Origin of the sequence: Pelagibacterium sp. 26DY04 (assembly GCF_031202305.1) — a bacterium.
Taxonomy (GTDB): Bacteria; Pseudomonadota; Alphaproteobacteria; order Rhizobiales; family Devosiaceae; genus Pelagibacterium.
In genome coordinates this window covers 117,543-134,878 of the sequence record NZ_CP101731.1, presented here as the reverse complement: position 1 = coordinate 134,878, position 17,336 = coordinate 117,543, and the positions used below count along the sequence as shown (strand labels likewise).

The window sequence follows — 17,336 nt, the reverse complement described above, 5'->3', positions numbered from 1 at the left end:
CTCATCCCAAGATCGGCTGCCGGCTTCCACACCAGGGGGAAACACTAGCTTGCCGGCGCCTGTTTACGGCTCCGGTCATAATCGCTGAAGTTGAGCGATGCAATCATATTTGTGGCGGCGCGCCACGGTTGGTGTCAGCGGAATTTGAGATTGTCGCGGCTGAGCTCGCCGATCGAACTCACGCCCATCAGCTTCATGGCGCGTTCGATTTCGATGCGCATGTTGTTAAGGGCACGCTCGACGCCGGCCTGTCCGGCCGCAGCGAGGGGGAAGAGATAATAGCGCCCCAGGCCCACGGCCTTGGCGCCCAAGGACAGCGCCTTGAGCACATGGGTGCCGCGCTGCACCCCGCCATCCATCATCACGTCCAGCCGGTCTCCCACCGCGTCGACCACCTCGCCGAGTTGCTCGAACGCGGTGCGCGAGCCGTCGAGCTGCCGCCCGCCATGGTTGGACAGCACGATCCCCGTGCAGCCGATATCGGCGGCCTTGCGCGCATCGGCAACCGACATCACCCCCTTGAGACAGAACTGGCCGCCCCATTCGCCGACCATCTGCTCCACATCGGCCCATGTGAGATTGGGGTCGAGCATCTCGGTGAAATATTTCGAGATCGACATGGTGCCCCCGCCCATATCCACATGGCTGTCGAGCTGGGGGAGGGAGAATTTCTCGTGGGTCAGATAGTTGAGCCCCCAGGCCGGGCGCATGGCGAACTGGGTGAGGCCGGTGAGATTGAGCCGGAAGGGAATGGAAAAGCCGGTCCGCTTGTCGCGCTCGCGATTGCCCCCGGTTATCGAATCCACCGTCAGCAGCATGGCGTCGACCCCCGCCGCCTTGGCCCGCGCCATCATCTCGCGATTAAGGCCGCGATCCTTGTGGAAATAGAATTGATAGACCTGCGGTCCCGGCGCGATCTTGCGCGCTTCCTCGAGGCTGACCGTACCCAGCGAGGAAACCCCGAACATGGTGCCGTATTTGTGCGCCGCCGCGGCAACGGCGCGCTCGCCCTGGTGATGGAACAGGCGCTGGAGCGCGGTGGGAGAGCAGTAGACAGGCATGGCGAGCTTTTGCCCCAGCACGGTCACCGACATGTCCACCTCTCCCACCCCGCGCAGGATGTTGGGAACCAGATCGACCGCTTCGAAAGCCTCGGTGTTGCGCCGGTAGGTCACCTCGTCATCGGCGGCGCCATCGATATAGTTGAAGATCGGGCCGGGCAGGCGCTGTTGCGCCATGCGGCGGAAATCCCGGAAATTGTGACAATCCTTGAGCCGCATGATCCCTCCCTTCGACCCCCGCGTGACGTGGTTCCTTGGTGCGACGTTCCTCCGGGCACGTCAACTCCAGTCTCTCGATCCTGTCCTATCGCGCGGTTCGAGCCTTGCGTTGTGTCGTTCTCGTGAGGCAGGGCCTAATACTTTCGTATCACAACAGTCTGGTCTTGCGCGTGACACATGCAACGAGATCGATGCCGTCTGCGTAGGCAGCGGCCTTCAGTGACCACCGATTAGGCATTGTCAGTACTTTTTCCCTAATACGATGCCAAGCCACCGTAAACGCAGGCCGATTATTGCGCGATCATGGTCGCTCAATGGTCCTTTTCCACCTTTACATCCGCAAGGCGTGTTCTTTTGGCCGGCTTTTCCGCTCTCTCGAGCCCGATGCAGAAAACACATTATGCGAAAATTGCATTAGAAATGATTTTTTCGCGGTTGTTATTCTTGCCCTGCCCAAAGGATCGGGATGCGGGATTAACCGGTTTCCCGAAAGGTGTATTCAGGAGGTACAGGGTGCAAATTCTCAATAAGGCACTACCCATAGCGATGCTGACGGCGGCTCTGATGTCGGGCGGCCTGGCGGTCGCCCAGGACGATCCCACCGCAATCGCCGAAGCGATACTGTCCGACGACAATTTCGAAACTGCCGTCGAGCACCTGCGCGACAACTACGACCGTCAGATCGAGGAGTTCGTCGAACTGGTCGAAATTCCCTCAGGCCCCTTCATGGAAGAGGAAATTTCAGCCCGTTACGCCGAAATGCTCGAGGAAGCGGGGCTGGAAAACGTCCATGTGGACGAGGAAGGCAACGCCATCGGTGAATGGCGCGGCACCGACAGCGATGGCCAGTTCCTGGTCGTTTCCGCCCACCTCGATACCGTATTCCCCGAGGGCACGGACGTGACCGTCAACTGGCAGGGAACCGAAGCTCACGCGCCGGGCGTCGGCGACGACAAGATGAGCACGGCCGTGATCCTCGCCTATATCCGCGCGATGAAGGATGTCGGCATCCAGACCGAGGACGACATCCTGTTCGTGGGAACCGTGGGCGAAGAGGGGCCCGGCGACCTGCGCGGGGTGCGTTACCTCTTTAACGAAGGTGACTATGCCGACAAGATCAAGGGCTTCTTCTCGATCGAAGGGGGCACCGCCGGTCGGGTGACGGCGGGCGGCACCGGTTCGCTGCGGTATCGGGTCACCTATGAAGGCCCGGGCGGTCACAGCTTCGGCGCCTTCGGCACCGTCAATCCCGCTTACGCCCTGGCCAACTTCATGACCGCCCTGTCGGAAATCGAGGTGCCCGAAGATCCCAAGACCACCCACAGCGTGGGCATCATCGATGGCGGCACCTCGGTCAATTCGATTCCGTTCTCGATGTCGGCGGATGTGGATATGCGTTCGGTCGATCCGGACGAGCTGGCCGCGCTGCATGACCAGTTCCTGGTCATCGTCGAGGAAGCCGCTGCGGCCGAAAACGAGCGGGGCAACACCGAAAACGGGGAGATCACCGTCAATCTCGAAGTGATCGGTGATCGTCCGGCCGGCCAGACCGACCGGAACAGCTCCCTGTTCCTCAACACGGTCGCGACCTACGAGGCCGCCGGCTTTGAAGTGGATGAACCGGGCACCTCTTCAACCGACTCCAACATGCCCATGAGCCTGGGCATTCCCGCGCTCACCATCGGCGCCAACAGCGGCGTTGGCGGTCGGGCACACTCCCTGGACGAATGGCTCGATACCGATGTCGAGCTCACCATTCCCGCCATGCGCGCCACATTGGCCGTCATCCTTGCCAATGCCGGTTATGTGACGGAATAATAGCATTCGCGGGTAAACCGGAGGGCGGCGCTGCCGCCCTCCTCCTATCAACCAAGACGGGAGACTGGGACAATGGTCAACAGACGCCAATTCGGCCTCGGCCTGGCAACACTACCTCTCTTGGGGGCCGCATGGCCGGCAAAGGCTGCTCCGACGCGGATACGCATGGGGCAGCTCTATGATTACGACAACGACATGGCCTATTCGGAGATGGCCCAGGAGCTGGCCGGCACCGAGGTGGAGCTGCAGGGCTTCATGGCGCCCCATCTCAAGGTCGATTCCGAATTCTTCATCCTGTCCAATCAGCCGGTCGAGACCTGTCCGTTCTGCGAAAGCGAGGACGAGTGGATCGATACCATCATTTTCGTGGTGATGCGCCAGCGCCAGGAGGCCATCGATCCGGGCCTTTTGATCTGGACGCGCGGCATCCTCGATATCGGCACCGCGACCGATGAAGCGACCGGATTTGTGAGCCGGGTCCGTCTGCTCAACGCAGATTTCCATCTGGCCTGATGCGATGGAGTGGCAAGGATAATGAAGGTCCTTGCCGCGATCGGGATCGTATCCATCGCCCTTGTGGCGAGCGCATGGTTCATCTGGGGGCCGCGTGAAGACGGCCAGCCCCTGGCCGTGGGTGGCACCCTGCCTGAAATCGAGCTCGACGCGATAGCGGACATGCCCGGATCGGGGGTGACGTTGCGCGGGCCGGCGGGAAAGCCGCTCGTTATCAACGCCTTTGCCAGTTGGTGCATTCCCTGCCGGGACGAGCATCCGCTGCTGATCGAGATCGCCGAGCGCTACGATGTGATGCTGATCGGGATCAATGTCGGCGACCTTCCGGAAAATGCCGCCGCCTTTCTCGCGGAGATGGGAAATCCCTACGATATGGTCGGCGCCGATCCAAACCGCAAGACGTTTTACGACCTCGGCCTTGTGGGCATGCCCCAGACCCTGGTCGCCGACGCCCAAGGCAAGGTGCTGCTGAACGGCCCCGGACCCATCGACCGCAGCTTCGTGGACGAGGTGCTGCCTGCCCTGTTGGGCGACCGAATATGACAGAGACGAGAAGAGGGGTCTCGGAGTGATAGAACTGGAAAATGTATCGGCGCGGTTCAAGGACGCGGCCGGCACGGTGATCGATGCGGTAAAAGACGTCTCGCTGACTCTGGCTCCCGGCGCGGTTCACGCCATCATCGGCCCGTCCGGCTCGGGCAAGACCACGCTCCTGCACATCATCGCCGGCATCCTGGTGCCCACCGCCGGCACCGTCCAAGCCCAGGGCATAACCGTATCGAAGCTCGGCGAGAGCGCGCGCGATGCCTGGCGCCGCAAAAATTGCGGCATGATCTTCCAGGACTTCCGCCTGATCGACGAACTCGGCCCCCTGGGCAACGTGCTGGTGCCGAGCTGGTTCGGCCGCAACGGCGGCACCGACATCCGCAGGAGCGCCCGGGACCTCCTCGCCCATTTCGACGTGCCGGCCCGCTCGGGTCCCGTCGCCATGCTTTCGCGCGGGCAGCAGCAGCGCGTCGCCATGGCGCGCGCCCTCGTCCTCTCGCCGCAGATCATTCTCGCCGACGAGCCGACGGCAAGCGTCGACAAGGTCAATGCCGAACGCATCATCGATGAATTGGCGCGTCTGGCGGGGGAGGGCCGGACGGTGATCGTCGTCAGTCATGACGAGCGGGTCGCGGCTCGCGCCGATCATGTCATCGAGATACTCAACGGAACGCTCAATACCGCCAATGGGGCGCAAACAGAACACGCTCAAGCCCGAGGAGTGCACTGATGAATCCGTGGCCGATCATCTTCGCCTCCCTCTGGCGCTTCCGCTATACCGTCCTCGCTTTCGTCTTCCTGATCCTCGCCGGCACCGCGCTCTCGGTGGCGATCACGATGCAGGAACGGGCGCTCAAGACCGGCAGCGCCAGCGCCGCCGAAAAATTCGACGTGGTCGTCGGCCCGGTGGGCAGCCGCACCGACGCGCTTTTGACCTCGGTCTACCTTCAGCCCGGCTCCTCCCGTCTTCTGACCCCCGAGCGCACCGCCGAACTGCTCAATGACGAGCGGGCCCAGTTCGTCTCGCCCCTGGCGTTCGGTGACAGCTTCAGGGGACACCCGATCATCGGCACCGCCGCCGAATTGCCCGAGCATCTTTCGGGAGGCGCATTCGCCGAAGGGCGCGGGTTCACCGAGCGTTTCGAGGCGGTTGCCGGCATCGACGTCGAACTGGCCATCGGCGATATTTTCACTCCCAGCCACGGCGTACACGCCATGGCCGATGAGATGACCGCCGAGGGCCATGACGTCGAATATCAAATCGTCGGCCGCATGGCGCGCACCGGCTCGCCCTGGGACCGCGCGCTGATCGTGCCGGTCGAAGACGTCTGGGGCGTCCATGGGCTGGAAACCGGCGCCGAAACCATCGGCGGTCCCTACACCGCCGAAAACGTCGCCGGCATCCCCGCCGCCGTGCTCAAGGCGGTGAGCGTTGCCGATGCCTACCGCTTCCGCCAGGAATACAATACCGACGAGACTATGGCGTTCTTTCCCGCCGAGGTGCTCATCCAGCTCTATCAGACGCTGGGCGATGTGCGGCAGGTAATGACGCTCATGGCGCTGGTTACACAGGGTCTGGTGATGCTCTCGGTGGTGGCGAGCGTCCTCATCCTCTTCCGGTTGTTCATGCCGCAATTCGTGACGCTCCGCGCCATCGGCGCACCGCGCCTTTATATCTTCTTCGTCGCCTGGGGTTTCGTCGCCATTCTCTTTAGCGCGGGCATCTTGCTGGGCCTGGGAGCGGGCTATCTTCTCGCTTTCGTCCTCAGCCGCATCGTCGAGGCCCAGATCGGGATCGCGCTCACGCCCGTTCTGAGCCAAACCGAGTTGATGCTCGCCCTGACGCTTTGGGGGCTTGGACTGGTGATCGCCCTGCTGCCGGCCCTGCGCCTGCAAAGCCAGCCGCTGGCCACCGCGCTCAAGGCCTATTGAAGGGGAGGGGAAGATATGGACATCGGCTGGCTGCAGGATTTTCTCACCCTCGCGGAAACGCGCAATTTCACCAAGGCCGGCGAACGCCGCAACTCCTCGCAAGCCGCCTTCAGCCGCCGCATCCAGGCGCTCGAAACCTGGCTGGGAATGCCACTAGTCGATCGCACCACCTTTCCCGTCGAGCTGACAGCGGAGGGCTACAGGTTCTGCGAGCATGCGCGTGACGTGCTGGCCCAGCTTTTCGATGCCCGCATCTCGCTGGCCCAGGGTGCAATGGCCCGCCACGGCCATGTCTCGATCGCCCTGCCGCACGCCTTGGGCAGCGGGCGATTCTCGTCCTGGTGGCTCAAATGGTCCCAGGGCATGGCGCTCAGTTGCACAATCCTGCCGGGCAATGTCGGGGATGCGGTCAATGCCCTGATCTCGGGCGCCGCCGATATCCTCATCTACTACCACAATCCCCAGCAGCCCCTCCATCTCGACCATCTGCGCTATTCCCAGATCGTCGTGGGCTCGGAAACATTGCGGCCCTATGGCGCGCGGCACCTGGTGAAGTCGGGCAAGCTCAGCTTGCCGCCGGCCTCGAGCGACGAGCCGGTGCCGGTTCTCAGCTATGGGGCGGAAAGCTATCTCGCCCGCGTGGTCGATACCATTCTCGACCATCAGCCCACTCAATTGCGCCGCGTCAGTGTCGCCTCGTGCAACATGGCCGAGATCCTGCGCGAGCTGGCCATCGCTGGCCAGGGCATCGCATGGCTGCCGGAATCGGTCCTTGCCGGCTGCACCGACAAGCTCGAGCCAGTGGGCGACGAGCGCTGGACCATGTCCCTCTCGATCATCGCCTATCGCGACCGGCACCATGAATCCGCCGCGCTGGACAGGCTCTGGCAGCAGATCAAGGATCTCCACCCCCAATCCCGGCCCAAGGTTCCCCCTCAAGGCAAACGGCCCGCGCGGGGCAGGGTGCATGGCACCCCATCGCCGCGCCGCAAGACCCAGTTCCGGGGAAAGACCATGGAAACGCGGTGACGGGGAGGCTCAATAACCCCGCGGCGGGGCGGGATCGTCATTGAGCAGCAGCACCATATTGACCTGATCGAGCCAGCGCCCGTGCTTGAAACCGGCTTGCGGCAGGCGTCCGGCCATCTCGAATCCCAGTCTTTCGTGAAAGGCGATCGAGCTTTGGTTCTTGGCATCGATCACCGCCACCATCAGGTGAAAGCCCTTGGCCTTGGCATCGGCGATCAGCGCTTCCATCAATGCCTTGCCCACCCCGCGCCCCTGTGCCTCGTCGCGCAGATAAACGGAGTGCTCGACCGTCTTGCGGTAGCCCGAGCGCGAGCGGTATGTGCCATAGCTCGCATGCCCGAGGATTTTTCCGTCCTCTTCGGCAACCAGCACGGCAAAGCCATTGGCCGTCCGATCATTGAGCCAGGCCTGGCGATCGGCCAATGTTTCCTCGGCCTCCGTCCAGATTGCATCGAGCCGACGAATGGCATCGTTGTGGATGTCGAGAATCTGGGGAAGATCGCCTTCAGTGGCGGGACGCACATTCATGGCTTGAAAAGTTCCGACGAGATTGCACCTGACCGGCGATTTCGGTGCGCCGGCCCCCGACAGTCAAGGTCCAAATCGCTAGACCAGTCCGAGCACCGTTTGCCGCAGCAGCGCCAGGTCCGTTTCACGCGAAAGCCGATGGTCGCCGTCCGGGATCAGCGTGAAGGTCACCGGATCGGAAACCAAATGGCTCACGAGCTTGAGCGCATGGGCTGGCGGCACATCGGTATCCTTGCCACCCTGGAGGATCGCCACGGGGCAATGGGTGCGGATCGGGGCGCCGAACAGCAGATGGTTCTCCCCATCCTCGATCAACTGGCGAGTCAGCACATAAGGCTCGTCCGAATAGTCGGAGGGCTGTTCCACGCGTCCTTTTTCCCACAGATCAAGCAGTTCGGCATCGGTGAAGGTTTCCCGCATCAGGTCTCGCGTCATGTCGGCCGCCGGCGCGATCAGCACCATGGCCTTGATCCGCGCGTCTCCGCGCTCCCGCAAGGCGCGGTTGAGCAGCAGCGCCAGCCAGCCGCCCATGGACGACCCCACGACGATCTGCTCGCCCTGTGTCGAACCGAACACCGCAAGCGCTTCCTCGAGCCAGCGGCTGATCGTACCATTAAGAAAGTCGCCTCCCGAGCTGCCATGCCCCGAATAGTCGAAACGGGTGACGGCAAGTCCCTGCTCTGCGCCCAGGGCATCGAGAGCCTGGGCTTTCGATCCCATCATATCCGAGCGGAACCCGCCGAGCCAGAAGAGGCCCGGCGCGCGTCCATCGCGCCGCAACGTTGCGATATCGCGGGCCTCGGGGCCCGAACCGACCGAGAGGGTTTGGAGCGTTCCGGTCATTGCAATTGCGTTTTGGTCAACCATATTGGGGGTGTAGCTCCTGGGCCGGAATGCCGCAAGCCATGCGCACGCTGTGTTCTGTTTGTCACCGGCCGGACCAACCGCACTGGTGCCCCGGTTTGTCTGTTGACTTTGGCCCCGATTGCCAAGATTTTGGGCATGCTCGCGCCCTTGTTTTTCCAGGGTGTGCGAAAGCTATGGGAAACCACTGAAAGGAAATATTGCCATTCGTCGTCCGATGAGACCCGTGCAGCCCCAGAAGGATGGGCCGCGCTCCAACAATGAAATCAACGTTCCCGAAATCCAGCTGATCAATGCCGAGGGGCAGAATATCGGTGTCGTTCGCACCAGCGAAGCCATCGCCATGGCCATCGATGCCGGTATGGATTTGGTCGAGATCGCTCCCAATTCCACGCCGCCCGTCTGCAAGATCCTGGATCTGGGCAAGTTCAAATACGCCGCCCAGAAGAAGGCCGCAGAGGCCCGCAAGAAGCAGAAGGTGATCGAGGTCAAGGAGATCAAGCTCCGGCCCAATATCGACACCCACGACTATGACGTGAAAATGCGTGCGCTCGAAAAGTTCATCGGTGAAGGCGACAAGGTCAAGGTGACCATGCGCTTCCGTGGCCGCGAGATGGCGCACCAGGAAATCGGGCTGGAACTGCTCAACAAGGTTCGCGATCAGTTCGAGGAGATCACCAAGGTCGAATCCACCCCCCGCGCCGAAGGGCGCCAGATGGTGATGGTTCTCGCCCCGCGCTGAGCTCCTCGTCCATTACCGCAAGCTTCAAAGGTGGTCGAAAGGCCACCTTTTGTCGTTTCTGCCCCGGAATACCGATTGACCTATAATCTCACCACTTGCCCATCGGTGCGGGTGAGGATGGCGCGGGCGCCGGGGGTGGTGGCGAGGATGGAGGGTGCGCGGTGTTCGCCGGCGACGAACAGGGCGGTGGCCAGTGCATCTGCATCGGTGGCGCGGGGGGCGGTGACGGTGACTTCGGCCAGGCGATGGGCGCTCAGCCCGGTCTGGGGATCAAAGAGGTGGTGATGGGTGCCGGAAGGGTCGAACACCGTGCCATGGCCGCCCGAGGTCGCCGATGCCTCCTCGACGAGCTCGATGGTGCGGGCGGTTTCGCCCTCGGAATCGCGCAGGCCCACCCGCCAGGGGCGGCCCTCGGGGTGGGTGCCGAGCACGCGGGTTTCACCCAGGCCGACAACCACATGATCGAAGCCCTCATTGCGCAGAAGGTCGGCCACCACATCGGTGATGTAACCCTGGGCGATGCCGTTGAGGGTCAGCGCCATGCCGGGGGTGGCGAGGCGGACGGCGTTGCCGGAAAGATCGATGCCGCGATAGTCGACGAGGTTGTGCGCGACCTCTAGGGCCGCCGGTGGCGGACCGGAGCGGGAGGGGCGGGCGAAATGGGTTTGATAGAGCGTCCAGAGCGGCTGCACGGTCGGATCGAATGCCCCGCCGCTCGCCTGGGCAATGGCGCGGGAGCGTTCGAGCACCGCGAGCATGTCGCGCGAGGCGCCGGAAAGCATGCCGTCGCGGTTGAGTCGGGAGAGCTCGCTTTGGGGACGGTAGAGGCTGAAGACATTTTCGAGCCGCGCCACCTCGGACGCCATCCGGGCGAGGGTGCGTCGGGCGTGACCGGGATTGGCGTGCCAGAGGCGCATGGACGCCTGGGCGCCCAGCGCCTGGCCGTGCCATTCATGAAACGTGGGCTGGGGGCCGAACAGGCGAAAGCCGGCGACACCGATGGGGAGGGCGGCCGAGGCGGCGAGGATCTTGAGAATTTGCCGCCTTGAAGGACCGGGTTGCCGAGGGAGGGACGACGCGCGCATTGCCATGGCTCCCTTACACGGTGGCGCCGTTGCGCGTCAGAACCAGGCTCTGGCGCGGCCGGGGATTGGCGGCGCGCTTGCGTCCCTTGCGGGCCCACACGAGCGGCGGGCAGCGGTGATCGTCGTAATATTCCACCTGGCAATCGAGGCACTGGAAGCATTCGGCCATGACGATCCTGCCGCTGGGTTCAATGGCCTTGACCGGGCAGGAGCGCTCGCACAGATGGCAGCCGCCGGTGCCGCATTCGGGGCGGCGCTTCAAGAACGTGAACAGATGCAACCGGTCGCCCAGGGCGAGAACGCCGCCCAGCGGGCAGAGGAAGCGGCAGAAGAAGCGCTCGGTGAACAGGCCCATGACCAGCAGCACCAAAGCATAGGTGACGTAGGGCCAGGGGCGGGTGAAGGCGGAGGTGATCGCCGTCTTGAAGGGTTCGACCTCTTCGACGCTGGCCAGGGCCTCGGGCACGGCGAAGGCGGTGCCCACGATCAGCGCGGCGAGCCCGTATTTGGGCAGCCACATCCAGCGCTGGGTGGCCTGGGACGGGTTCCAGACCGGCAGGCGCAGGAGGCGGGCGATGCGCGAGGTCAATTCCTGCAGGGCGCCGAACGGGCAGAGCCAGCCGCAGAAGACGCCACGGCCGATGAGGAACAGGGACAGCACAACATAGATCGAGATGACCACGATCAGCGGTTCGGCGAGGTAGAAACCCAGATCGGCGCCTTCGAACGGGGCCTTGAGGTAGTTGACCACATGGACGATTGAGAGCTGGCCGCCGGCGATCCAGCCCAGCCAGACCAGGGTGAAGACCAGGAAACCCGTGCGCACCCAAAGATGCAGCCGGCGGTTGCGCGAAAGGGGCGCCTGGAAAACGAAGATCAGCGTGAGGGCCACCAGCGCGACGGCGAGGATGGCGAGGTCGACGCCCGAAGCCAGCCAGGCCTCGGCCCAGGGAGGCAGGGGCTCGACGGGGGGCATGAGCACCGTCTCGTCGGGCAATTGATAGGTGACCGGGAATTGGACCGTATGCTCGACCCCGGCCGCGTCGGTGGCGTGCACCATGAGGACCACGTCAAAGGGGGCCAGGGGATCGAAGCCGGACTCGAGCGGGATGGTGAACACACCCGCATGGCGCACGATGGGGCCGCCCGAACGCTGGACGGAAGTGCCCACATGGTCGAAATCGTCCTCGACGAAATCCATCTCGAAATCGCCCTGCACCAGCCGGATGCGCTCGAAGCGGTGGCCATATTCGTCCGATTTGTACTGGCTGCCGATGAAATCATAGTAGCCGCCCGACATCACGGCCACCATCACCACATCCTCGGGGGCCGGTTCGACCACCGACGAATAGGTGCTGGCGGTGATGATGTTGCGGCCGATCAGGGGAGGGGTGGCGAGCCCCACCACAAGCTCGGTGTAGCGGGCATCGGCATCGCCGCGGTCGAGAGGCACCTCCATTTGGGCGGGGGTGACGCCTTGTTCGGCCAGCGCCGCGCTTACCTCGCCGAAGGTCACGAGACGATTGGAGACCGCGCCGATCTCGACGAGCTGTTCCCAATCGAGGAAGGAAAAGCCCAGCCGGTCGATCATCGGCTCGGTGATCGGCGGGCGCGGGTCGTTGGCGCGCAGCACGACCCGGCCGGCATCCATGATGCCGGCGCGCATGTTGCGGGCCGAAATGGTGGTGCCTTGCACGAAATCGGGGGTGAGCGGCGCCTCTACGGTCCCGTCGACCGGATGGCCGATGTGAGCTTCAAGAAATTCCTCGAGGCGGTCGACGCGCTGGGGAAAGCCCTGAAGGTAGGGGTCGTGGTGCCGGATGACGCGGGCGCCGGTGAGGTTGCCGGCCAGATCCATGCCGACAATGGCGTCAAAGGGCGTGGGCGAATAGCTGCGGGCCCGCACCACATCGAGGGTGGAAAACAGATACCCCACAAGCTCCTCGCCGCTGTAGACGCGCATATGGGGCGGGCCTGCTTCGGCAAGCTCGAAGCGGTCGGCCTCGGGAAAGAGAGTCTGGCGGATCTCGCTGGTGGCACGGGCTTCGAGCGGCCGACTGGCCTGCGCCCAGGCGCTGCCCGTCAGCACCAGGACAAGAAGCACGAGAATCGGGCCGAAACAGAACCACCGGCGCGCAAGGTGCGCGGCACCGCCGTTCAGCCCCTTGATCGACCCGACGCGGCTGCCAGCCGGAAGCGCCATTCCCGCCGCACGCAATACCATAGACTTCCTCCCACCCGACCGGCTGCTTGTCGCGCCTGATCGAGTCCTAGAATCCTATGGCTAGCATTGCCGTCACCGACCGGCAAGGCAACGTATGCGTGAACGCGTTGGCCCGGTCAGCCTGCGGCCGGGGAATCGATCACCCAGGCGACCCCGAAACGATCCATGGTCATGCCGAAGCCTTGCGACCACGATTGCGGCTCGAAGGCCATGAGCACATCGCCGCCTTCGGACAAGGCATTGAAGATGGCGCGCGCCTGGTCGACCGAATCGGCCGAGACGGTGACGCTATAGCCCTTGCGGCCGGAAAAATCCCGCATGTCCTGGCCCATCAGCGCCTGATCGCCGATGTCGATCCAGGCATGGACGATGCGGTCGAGGCGGTCTTCGGGCACGCCTTCGGCCATTTCGGGCATGTCGCGGTTGCTGATCATGGCGCGGATCTCGCCGCCGAGGATCTTGGCGTAGGTGGTGAAGGCCTCGCGGCAATCGCCGTCGAAATCGATATTGGCAACGACTTTCATTTCCAGTTCCTCCTTATGCTCAACACCAAGCTTAACACAGGCATTCGCACATGAATGTGACTTGCGTTGCGCAAGTAAAAAGGGCCCGCGCCGTAGCGCGAGCCCCATAAGGTCGGTGCGTCTAAAAACGCTTACTTCTTGTCCTGGCCCTTGAGGGCTGCGCCAAGAATGTCGCCCAGCGAAGCGCCGGCGTCCGAGGAACCGTACTGAGCGACGGCTTCCTTTTCCTCGGCGATTTCCAGGGCCTTGATCGAAAGACCGATGCGGCGGGTCTTCTTGTCGAACTGGGTGATGCGCGCATCGACCTTTTCGCCGACGGCGAAACGCTCGGGGCGCTGGTCTTCGCGGTCACGGGAGAGATCCGAACGGCGGATGAAGGCCGTCAGGTCCGTGTCGGCGATGCGAACCTCGATGCCACCATCGGTGATGGCGGTGACCTCAGAGGTGACGATCGCACCCTTGCGCAGTCCGTCAGAGCCGGTTGCCGCAGCTTCGAAGCTGTCGGTGCCGAGCTGCTTGATACCGAGGGAAATGCGTTCCTTTTCGATATCGACGTCGAGAACCTTGGCCTTGACGATATCGCCACGGTTGTAGTCCTCAAGCGCTTCTTCGCCCGGACGGTTCCAGTCGAGATCGGAGAGATGAACCATGCCGTCCACATCGCCGTCCAGACCAATGAACAGGCCGAATTCGGTCTTGTTCTTGACTTCGCCTTCGATTTCCGAGCCCACCGGGAACTTGTCGGCAAAGCTTTCCCACGGATTGGCGAGGGTCTGCTTGAGACCAAGCGAGATGCGGCGCTTTTCGGGATCGACCTCGAGGACGACCACTTCGACTTCCTGGGAAGTCGAGACGATCTTGCCCGGATGGACGTTCTTTTTGGTCCAGCTCATTTCCGAGACGTGGATCAGGCCTTCGATGCCCGGCTCGAGCTCGACGAACGCACCGTAGTCGGTGATGTTGGTCACGCGGCCAGTGAACTTGGCATTGACCGGGTATTTGGCGGCGATGCCTTCCCAGGGGTCGGCCTGGAGCTGCTTCATGCCCAGCGAAATGCGGTGGCTTTCCTGGTTGACGCGGATGATCTGGACCTTGATGGTCTCACCGATCGAGAGAACCTCGTTGGGGTGGTTCACGCGACGCCATGCGATGTCGGTGACGTGCAGCAGGCCATCGATACCGCCCAGGTCAACGAACGCACCGTAATCGGTGATGTTCTTGACCACGCCCTCGACCACCTGGCCCTCTTCGAGCTGCTGGACGATTTCGCTACGCTGCTCGGCGCGCGACTCTTCGAGAATGGCGCGGCGCGAGACGACGATGTTGCCGCGGCGCTTGTCCATCTTCAAAATCTGGAAGGGCTGGGGCACGTTCATCAGCGGCGCGATGTCGCGGATGGGGCGGATATCGACCTGGGAGCGCGGCAGGAAGGCCACGGCGCCGTCGAGATCGACGGTGAAACCGCCCTTGACCTGGTTGAAGATCTGGCCTTCGACCTTCTCGTTCTTTTCGTAGAGGGCTTCGAGGCGGACCCAGCTCTCTTCACGGCGGGCCTTCTCACGCGAGAGGACGGCCTCGCCCATCGCGTTTTCCACGCGGTCGACATAGACTTCGACTTCGGACCCGACGTCGATTGTGCCGTCACGGCCGGCGGCGCCGAATTCCTTGAGCGGCACGCGGCCTTCGGTCTTCAGGCCCACGTCGATGATGGCGAGGTCCTTTTCGATGGCGACGACCTTGCCTTTGACAACGGTGCCCTCGACGGGATCGATGTCCTGGAAGCTCTCAAGCAGGAGCTGTTCGAAATCTTCAGCGGATGCTGTTTGGTTAGCCATTAAATCTCCATTCCGGCGGAGCCGGAATCTGGGGGTTAGGGGTTGACGATGTTTGGTTGGGCAGGGGATCCGAAATTTCTCGACGACGGCGCGCGCAGCAAAAGCTGCTCCCCTCATCCGACCACCTTCTCCCCAAAGGGGCGAAGGAAATCCGGGGCTTGCCAAGGTCTCTGCTCCCTCGCCCCTCTAGAGAGAGGGCCGGGTGAGGGGAGGCCAAGAACACATTCTTGTCGATGAACTTCAGCGTCCAGCAAAAAGCGTGACCGGCCCAACCCCTGCAAACTTGGATTTCACGACCTCGAATTTCAAGGCGTGGATTTGCGGGCGATGGCCGCCGTAACTTCCGCGATGGCTGCCGTAATGGCGGCTTCTATAGCCAAATTGGTGGTATCGAGCAAGACCGCATCGGCGGCGGGGCGGAAACCGCCATGGGGGGCGGCGGCGTCGCGGGCATCGCGGGCCTCGATATCGGCCAGGAGCTTGTCGCGATCGACGGCCTGCCCACGCGCTTCGAGCTGGCGGGCGCGGCGATCGGCGCGGACCCTGGCATCGGCGACGATAAACAGCTTGGCATCGGCCTCGGGCGCGATGACCGTGCCGATATCGCGGCCATCGAGCACGGCGCCGCTTGGTTGAGTGGCAAAATCGCGCTGGGCGGCAAACAGCGCCTGCCGCACGCCGGGAAACACCGCGATCCTGGAGGCGAGAATGCCCACCTCGGCCCCCAAAAGGAATTCGGGATCGACACCGGTGAGATCGAGCAGTTGGGCGGCGCGGGTAGCGCGGGCCTCGATGTCGGGGGCGTCGATATGGGCCTTAACCTCGAGCCCTACGGCACGATAGAGCAGGCCGGTATCGAGGTGGGGGAGGTTGAAATGCCGGCCCAGGGCGGCCGCGATGGTGCCCTTGCCCGAGGCTGCCGGCCCATCGACGGCGATGATCATGCGGCATCCTCCGCAGCCGAGAAGCCGGCTCCCAGGCGGGTAAAATCGGCCTCGAAACTGGGAAAGCTCGTGGCGATCATCCTGTCGTCATCGACGGTGACCGGCTTGTCGGAAGCCAGGCCCATGACCAGGAAGCTCATGGCGATGCGGTGGTCGAGATGGGTCGCGACAGTGCCGCCGCCGGGAACGGCGCCCTTGCCCTGGACAATGAGGAAATCATGGCCTTCCTCGCAGACAACGCCATTGGCTTCCAGCCCGCGGGCGACGGCGGCGAGGCGGTCGGATTCCTTCACGCGCAACTCCTCGATGCCAACCATCTCGGTGGGCCCCTCGGCGAAGGCGGCGGCAACGGCAAGCACGGGGTATTCGTCGATCATCGAGGGGGCGCGTTCGGGGGGAACGGTGACGCCCTTCAAACGCGACGCCTTGACCCGCAGGTCGGCGATATCCTCGCCGCCCGAAGTACGGCGGTTTTCGATGGCGATATCGCCGCCCATTTCGATGAGCGTTTCGATCAGTCCGGTGCGGGTAGGGTTCATCAGGACGTTTTCGATGACCACTTCCGAGCCGGGGACGATCAGCGCCGCGACCAGCGGGAAGCCGGCCGAGGACGGGTCGCCGGGAACGATCAGCTCCTGGGCCTTCAATTCGGGCAGGCCCTCGACCCGGATGGTGCGCACGCCTTCAGCGTCGGTTTCGATCGAGATATCGGCACCGAACCCTTCGAGCATCTTTTCGGTATGGTCGCGGGTCATGATCGGTTCGACGACGGTCGTGGTGCCGGGGATCACGAGGCCAGCCAGCAGAACACAGGATTTGACCTGAGCCGAGGCCATGGGCACGCGATAATTGACCGGAACCGGTTCGGCGGCGCCACGCAGCGCGATGGGAAGCTTGTTGTCGTGATGTTCGACCACTTCGACGCCGATCGCGCGCAGCGGATCGAGCACGCGTTTCATGGGGCGGGCCGAGAGCGAGGCATCGCCGGTAAAACGGGTGACGAAGGGATAGGCGCCAACCAGGCCCATGGTGAGGCGCACGCCGGTGCCGGCATTGCCGAAATCGAGATCGGTCTGCGGCGCAAGAAAGCCACCCACGCCTAGCCCATCGATCTGCCATGTCTCGCCGGTCTTTTCGACCTTGGCGCCCAGGGCCTGCATGGCCCTTCCGGTGGCCAGGACGTCCTCGCCTTCGAGCAGGCCCGTGACCGTGGTGCGGCCCAGCGCCATGGCGCCGAACATCATGGCCCGATGGGAAATCGACTTATCCCCAGGCACCCTTATGGTTCCCGAAAGGGCGCCGCGATGGTGGCTGGCGCGCGGGCGGGGCGGAAGAGCATGGGACATGGCTTGGAGACCCGAGTAAACTGAAGTGCGGAACGGGCCGGGCTTAGCATGATCGAAACCGGCTGCCAACGCCGCCCGCGCGTGCGCGCATTTTGCGTTTGACATGGCCAAAAATTTCACGCTAAC

16 protein-coding genes are annotated in these 17,336 nt (G+C 63.4%); 7 read left to right on the top strand and 9 right to left on the bottom strand.

Going from position 1 to position 17,336, the window contains the following annotated elements; genetic code table 11:
• Positions 1-134 precede the first annotated feature (134 nt).
• Positions 135-1,280, bottom strand: coding sequence for an alpha-hydroxy acid oxidase (locus NO932_RS00690; RefSeq protein WP_309209113.1), 1,146 nt, complete (start codon positions 1,278-1,280; stop codon positions 135-137).
• Positions 1,281-1,793: 513 nt separating this feature from the next.
• Between NO932_RS00690 and NO932_RS00685 the strand changes: the two genes are divergently transcribed.
• The 6 genes from NO932_RS00685 to NO932_RS00660 all read left to right on the top strand — a co-directional run bounded on the left by NO932_RS00685 (position 1,794) and on the right by NO932_RS00660 (position 7,118).
• Positions 1,794-3,098, top strand: a complete 1,305-nt coding sequence (locus NO932_RS00685) for a M20/M25/M40 family metallo-hydrolase (RefSeq protein ID WP_309209112.1) — start codon at positions 1,794-1,796, stop codon at positions 3,096-3,098.
• A 165-nt stretch (positions 3,099-3,263) separates the two neighbouring features.
• Positions 3,264-3,611 carry a hypothetical protein gene (locus NO932_RS00680; protein ID WP_309209111.1) on the top strand — a complete coding sequence of 116 codons (348 nt, stop codon included), beginning with the start codon at positions 3,264-3,266 and terminating at the stop codon, positions 3,609-3,611.
• A gap of 21 nt (positions 3,612-3,632) precedes the next feature.
• Complete coding sequence (locus tag NO932_RS00675; RefSeq protein WP_309209110.1) at positions 3,633-4,154, top strand: redoxin family protein; 522 nt, start codon at positions 3,633-3,635, stop codon at positions 4,152-4,154.
• 25 nt (positions 4,155-4,179) lie between these two features.
• Positions 4,180-4,887 carry an ABC transporter ATP-binding protein gene (locus NO932_RS00670; protein WP_309209109.1) on the top strand — a complete coding sequence of 236 codons (708 nt, stop codon included), beginning with the start codon at positions 4,180-4,182 and terminating at the stop codon, positions 4,885-4,887.
• A complete protein-coding gene (locus NO932_RS00665; protein WP_309209108.1) occupies positions 4,887-6,089 on the top strand; it encodes an ABC transporter permease in 1,203 nt (400 codons plus the stop codon). The genes NO932_RS00670 and NO932_RS00665 overlap by 1 nt, the downstream gene beginning before the upstream one ends.
• 15 nt (positions 6,090-6,104) lie before the next feature.
• Positions 6,105-7,118, top strand: a complete 1,014-nt coding sequence (locus NO932_RS00660; RefSeq protein WP_309209107.1) for a LysR family transcriptional regulator — start codon at positions 6,105-6,107, stop codon at positions 7,116-7,118.
• Between the two features lie 9 nt (positions 7,119-7,127).
• Here the strand turns inward: NO932_RS00660 and NO932_RS00655 are convergent, their stop codons facing one another.
• Together NO932_RS00655 and NO932_RS00650 are read right to left on the bottom strand one after the other, a co-directional pair.
• Positions 7,128-7,646: an N-acetyltransferase family protein gene (locus NO932_RS00655; RefSeq protein WP_309209106.1), complete on the bottom strand. Its 519-nt coding sequence runs from the start codon at positions 7,644-7,646 to the stop codon at positions 7,128-7,130.
• 78 nt (positions 7,647-7,724) lie between these two features.
• Positions 7,725-8,489 carry an alpha/beta hydrolase gene (locus tag NO932_RS00650; RefSeq protein ID WP_309209105.1) on the bottom strand — a complete coding sequence of 255 codons (765 nt, stop codon included), beginning with the start codon at positions 8,487-8,489 and terminating at the stop codon, positions 7,725-7,727.
• 226 nt (positions 8,490-8,715) lie between these two features.
• On the opposite strand from NO932_RS00650, the gene infC reads away from it, so the two are divergent.
• On the top strand, positions 8,716-9,252 hold the full coding sequence (gene infC / locus NO932_RS00645; RefSeq protein WP_309211098.1) for a translation initiation factor IF-3: 537 nt from the start codon (positions 8,716-8,718) through the stop codon (positions 9,250-9,252).
• Between the two features lie 80 nt (positions 9,253-9,332).
• Here infC and NO932_RS00640 read toward each other — a convergent pair whose 3' ends face one another.
• The 6 genes from NO932_RS00640 to aroA all read right to left on the bottom strand — a co-directional run bounded on the left by NO932_RS00640 (position 9,333) and on the right by aroA (position 17,210).
• The gene (locus NO932_RS00640; protein ID WP_309209104.1) at positions 9,333-10,337 is read right to left on the bottom strand and encodes an FAD:protein FMN transferase; all 1,005 of its coding nucleotides are present in this window, start codon (positions 10,335-10,337) and stop codon (positions 9,333-9,335) included.
• 13 nt (positions 10,338-10,350) lie between these two features.
• Positions 10,351-12,561, bottom strand: a complete 2,211-nt coding sequence (locus NO932_RS00635) for a 4Fe-4S binding protein (protein ID WP_309209103.1) — start codon at positions 12,559-12,561, stop codon at positions 10,351-10,353.
• Between the two features lie 116 nt (positions 12,562-12,677).
• The gene (locus NO932_RS00630; protein WP_309209101.1) at positions 12,678-13,085 is read right to left on the bottom strand and encodes a VOC family protein; all 408 of its coding nucleotides are present in this window, start codon (positions 13,083-13,085) and stop codon (positions 12,678-12,680) included.
• Positions 13,086-13,216: 131 nt separating this feature from the next.
• Positions 13,217-14,920, bottom strand: coding sequence for a 30S ribosomal protein S1 (rpsA, locus tag NO932_RS00625; RefSeq protein ID WP_309163331.1), 1,704 nt, complete (start codon positions 14,918-14,920; stop codon positions 13,217-13,219).
• A 305-nt stretch (positions 14,921-15,225) separates the two neighbouring features.
• The gene (cmk, locus tag NO932_RS00620) at positions 15,226-15,864 is read right to left on the bottom strand and encodes a (d)CMP kinase (RefSeq protein ID WP_309163332.1); all 639 of its coding nucleotides are present in this window, start codon (positions 15,862-15,864) and stop codon (positions 15,226-15,228) included.
• Complete coding sequence (gene aroA / locus NO932_RS00615) at positions 15,861-17,210, bottom strand: 3-phosphoshikimate 1-carboxyvinyltransferase (protein ID WP_309209100.1); 1,350 nt, start codon at positions 17,208-17,210, stop codon at positions 15,861-15,863. Before aroA ends, cmk begins: the two co-directional genes overlap by 4 nt.
• Positions 17,211-17,336: the final 126 nt, after the last annotated feature.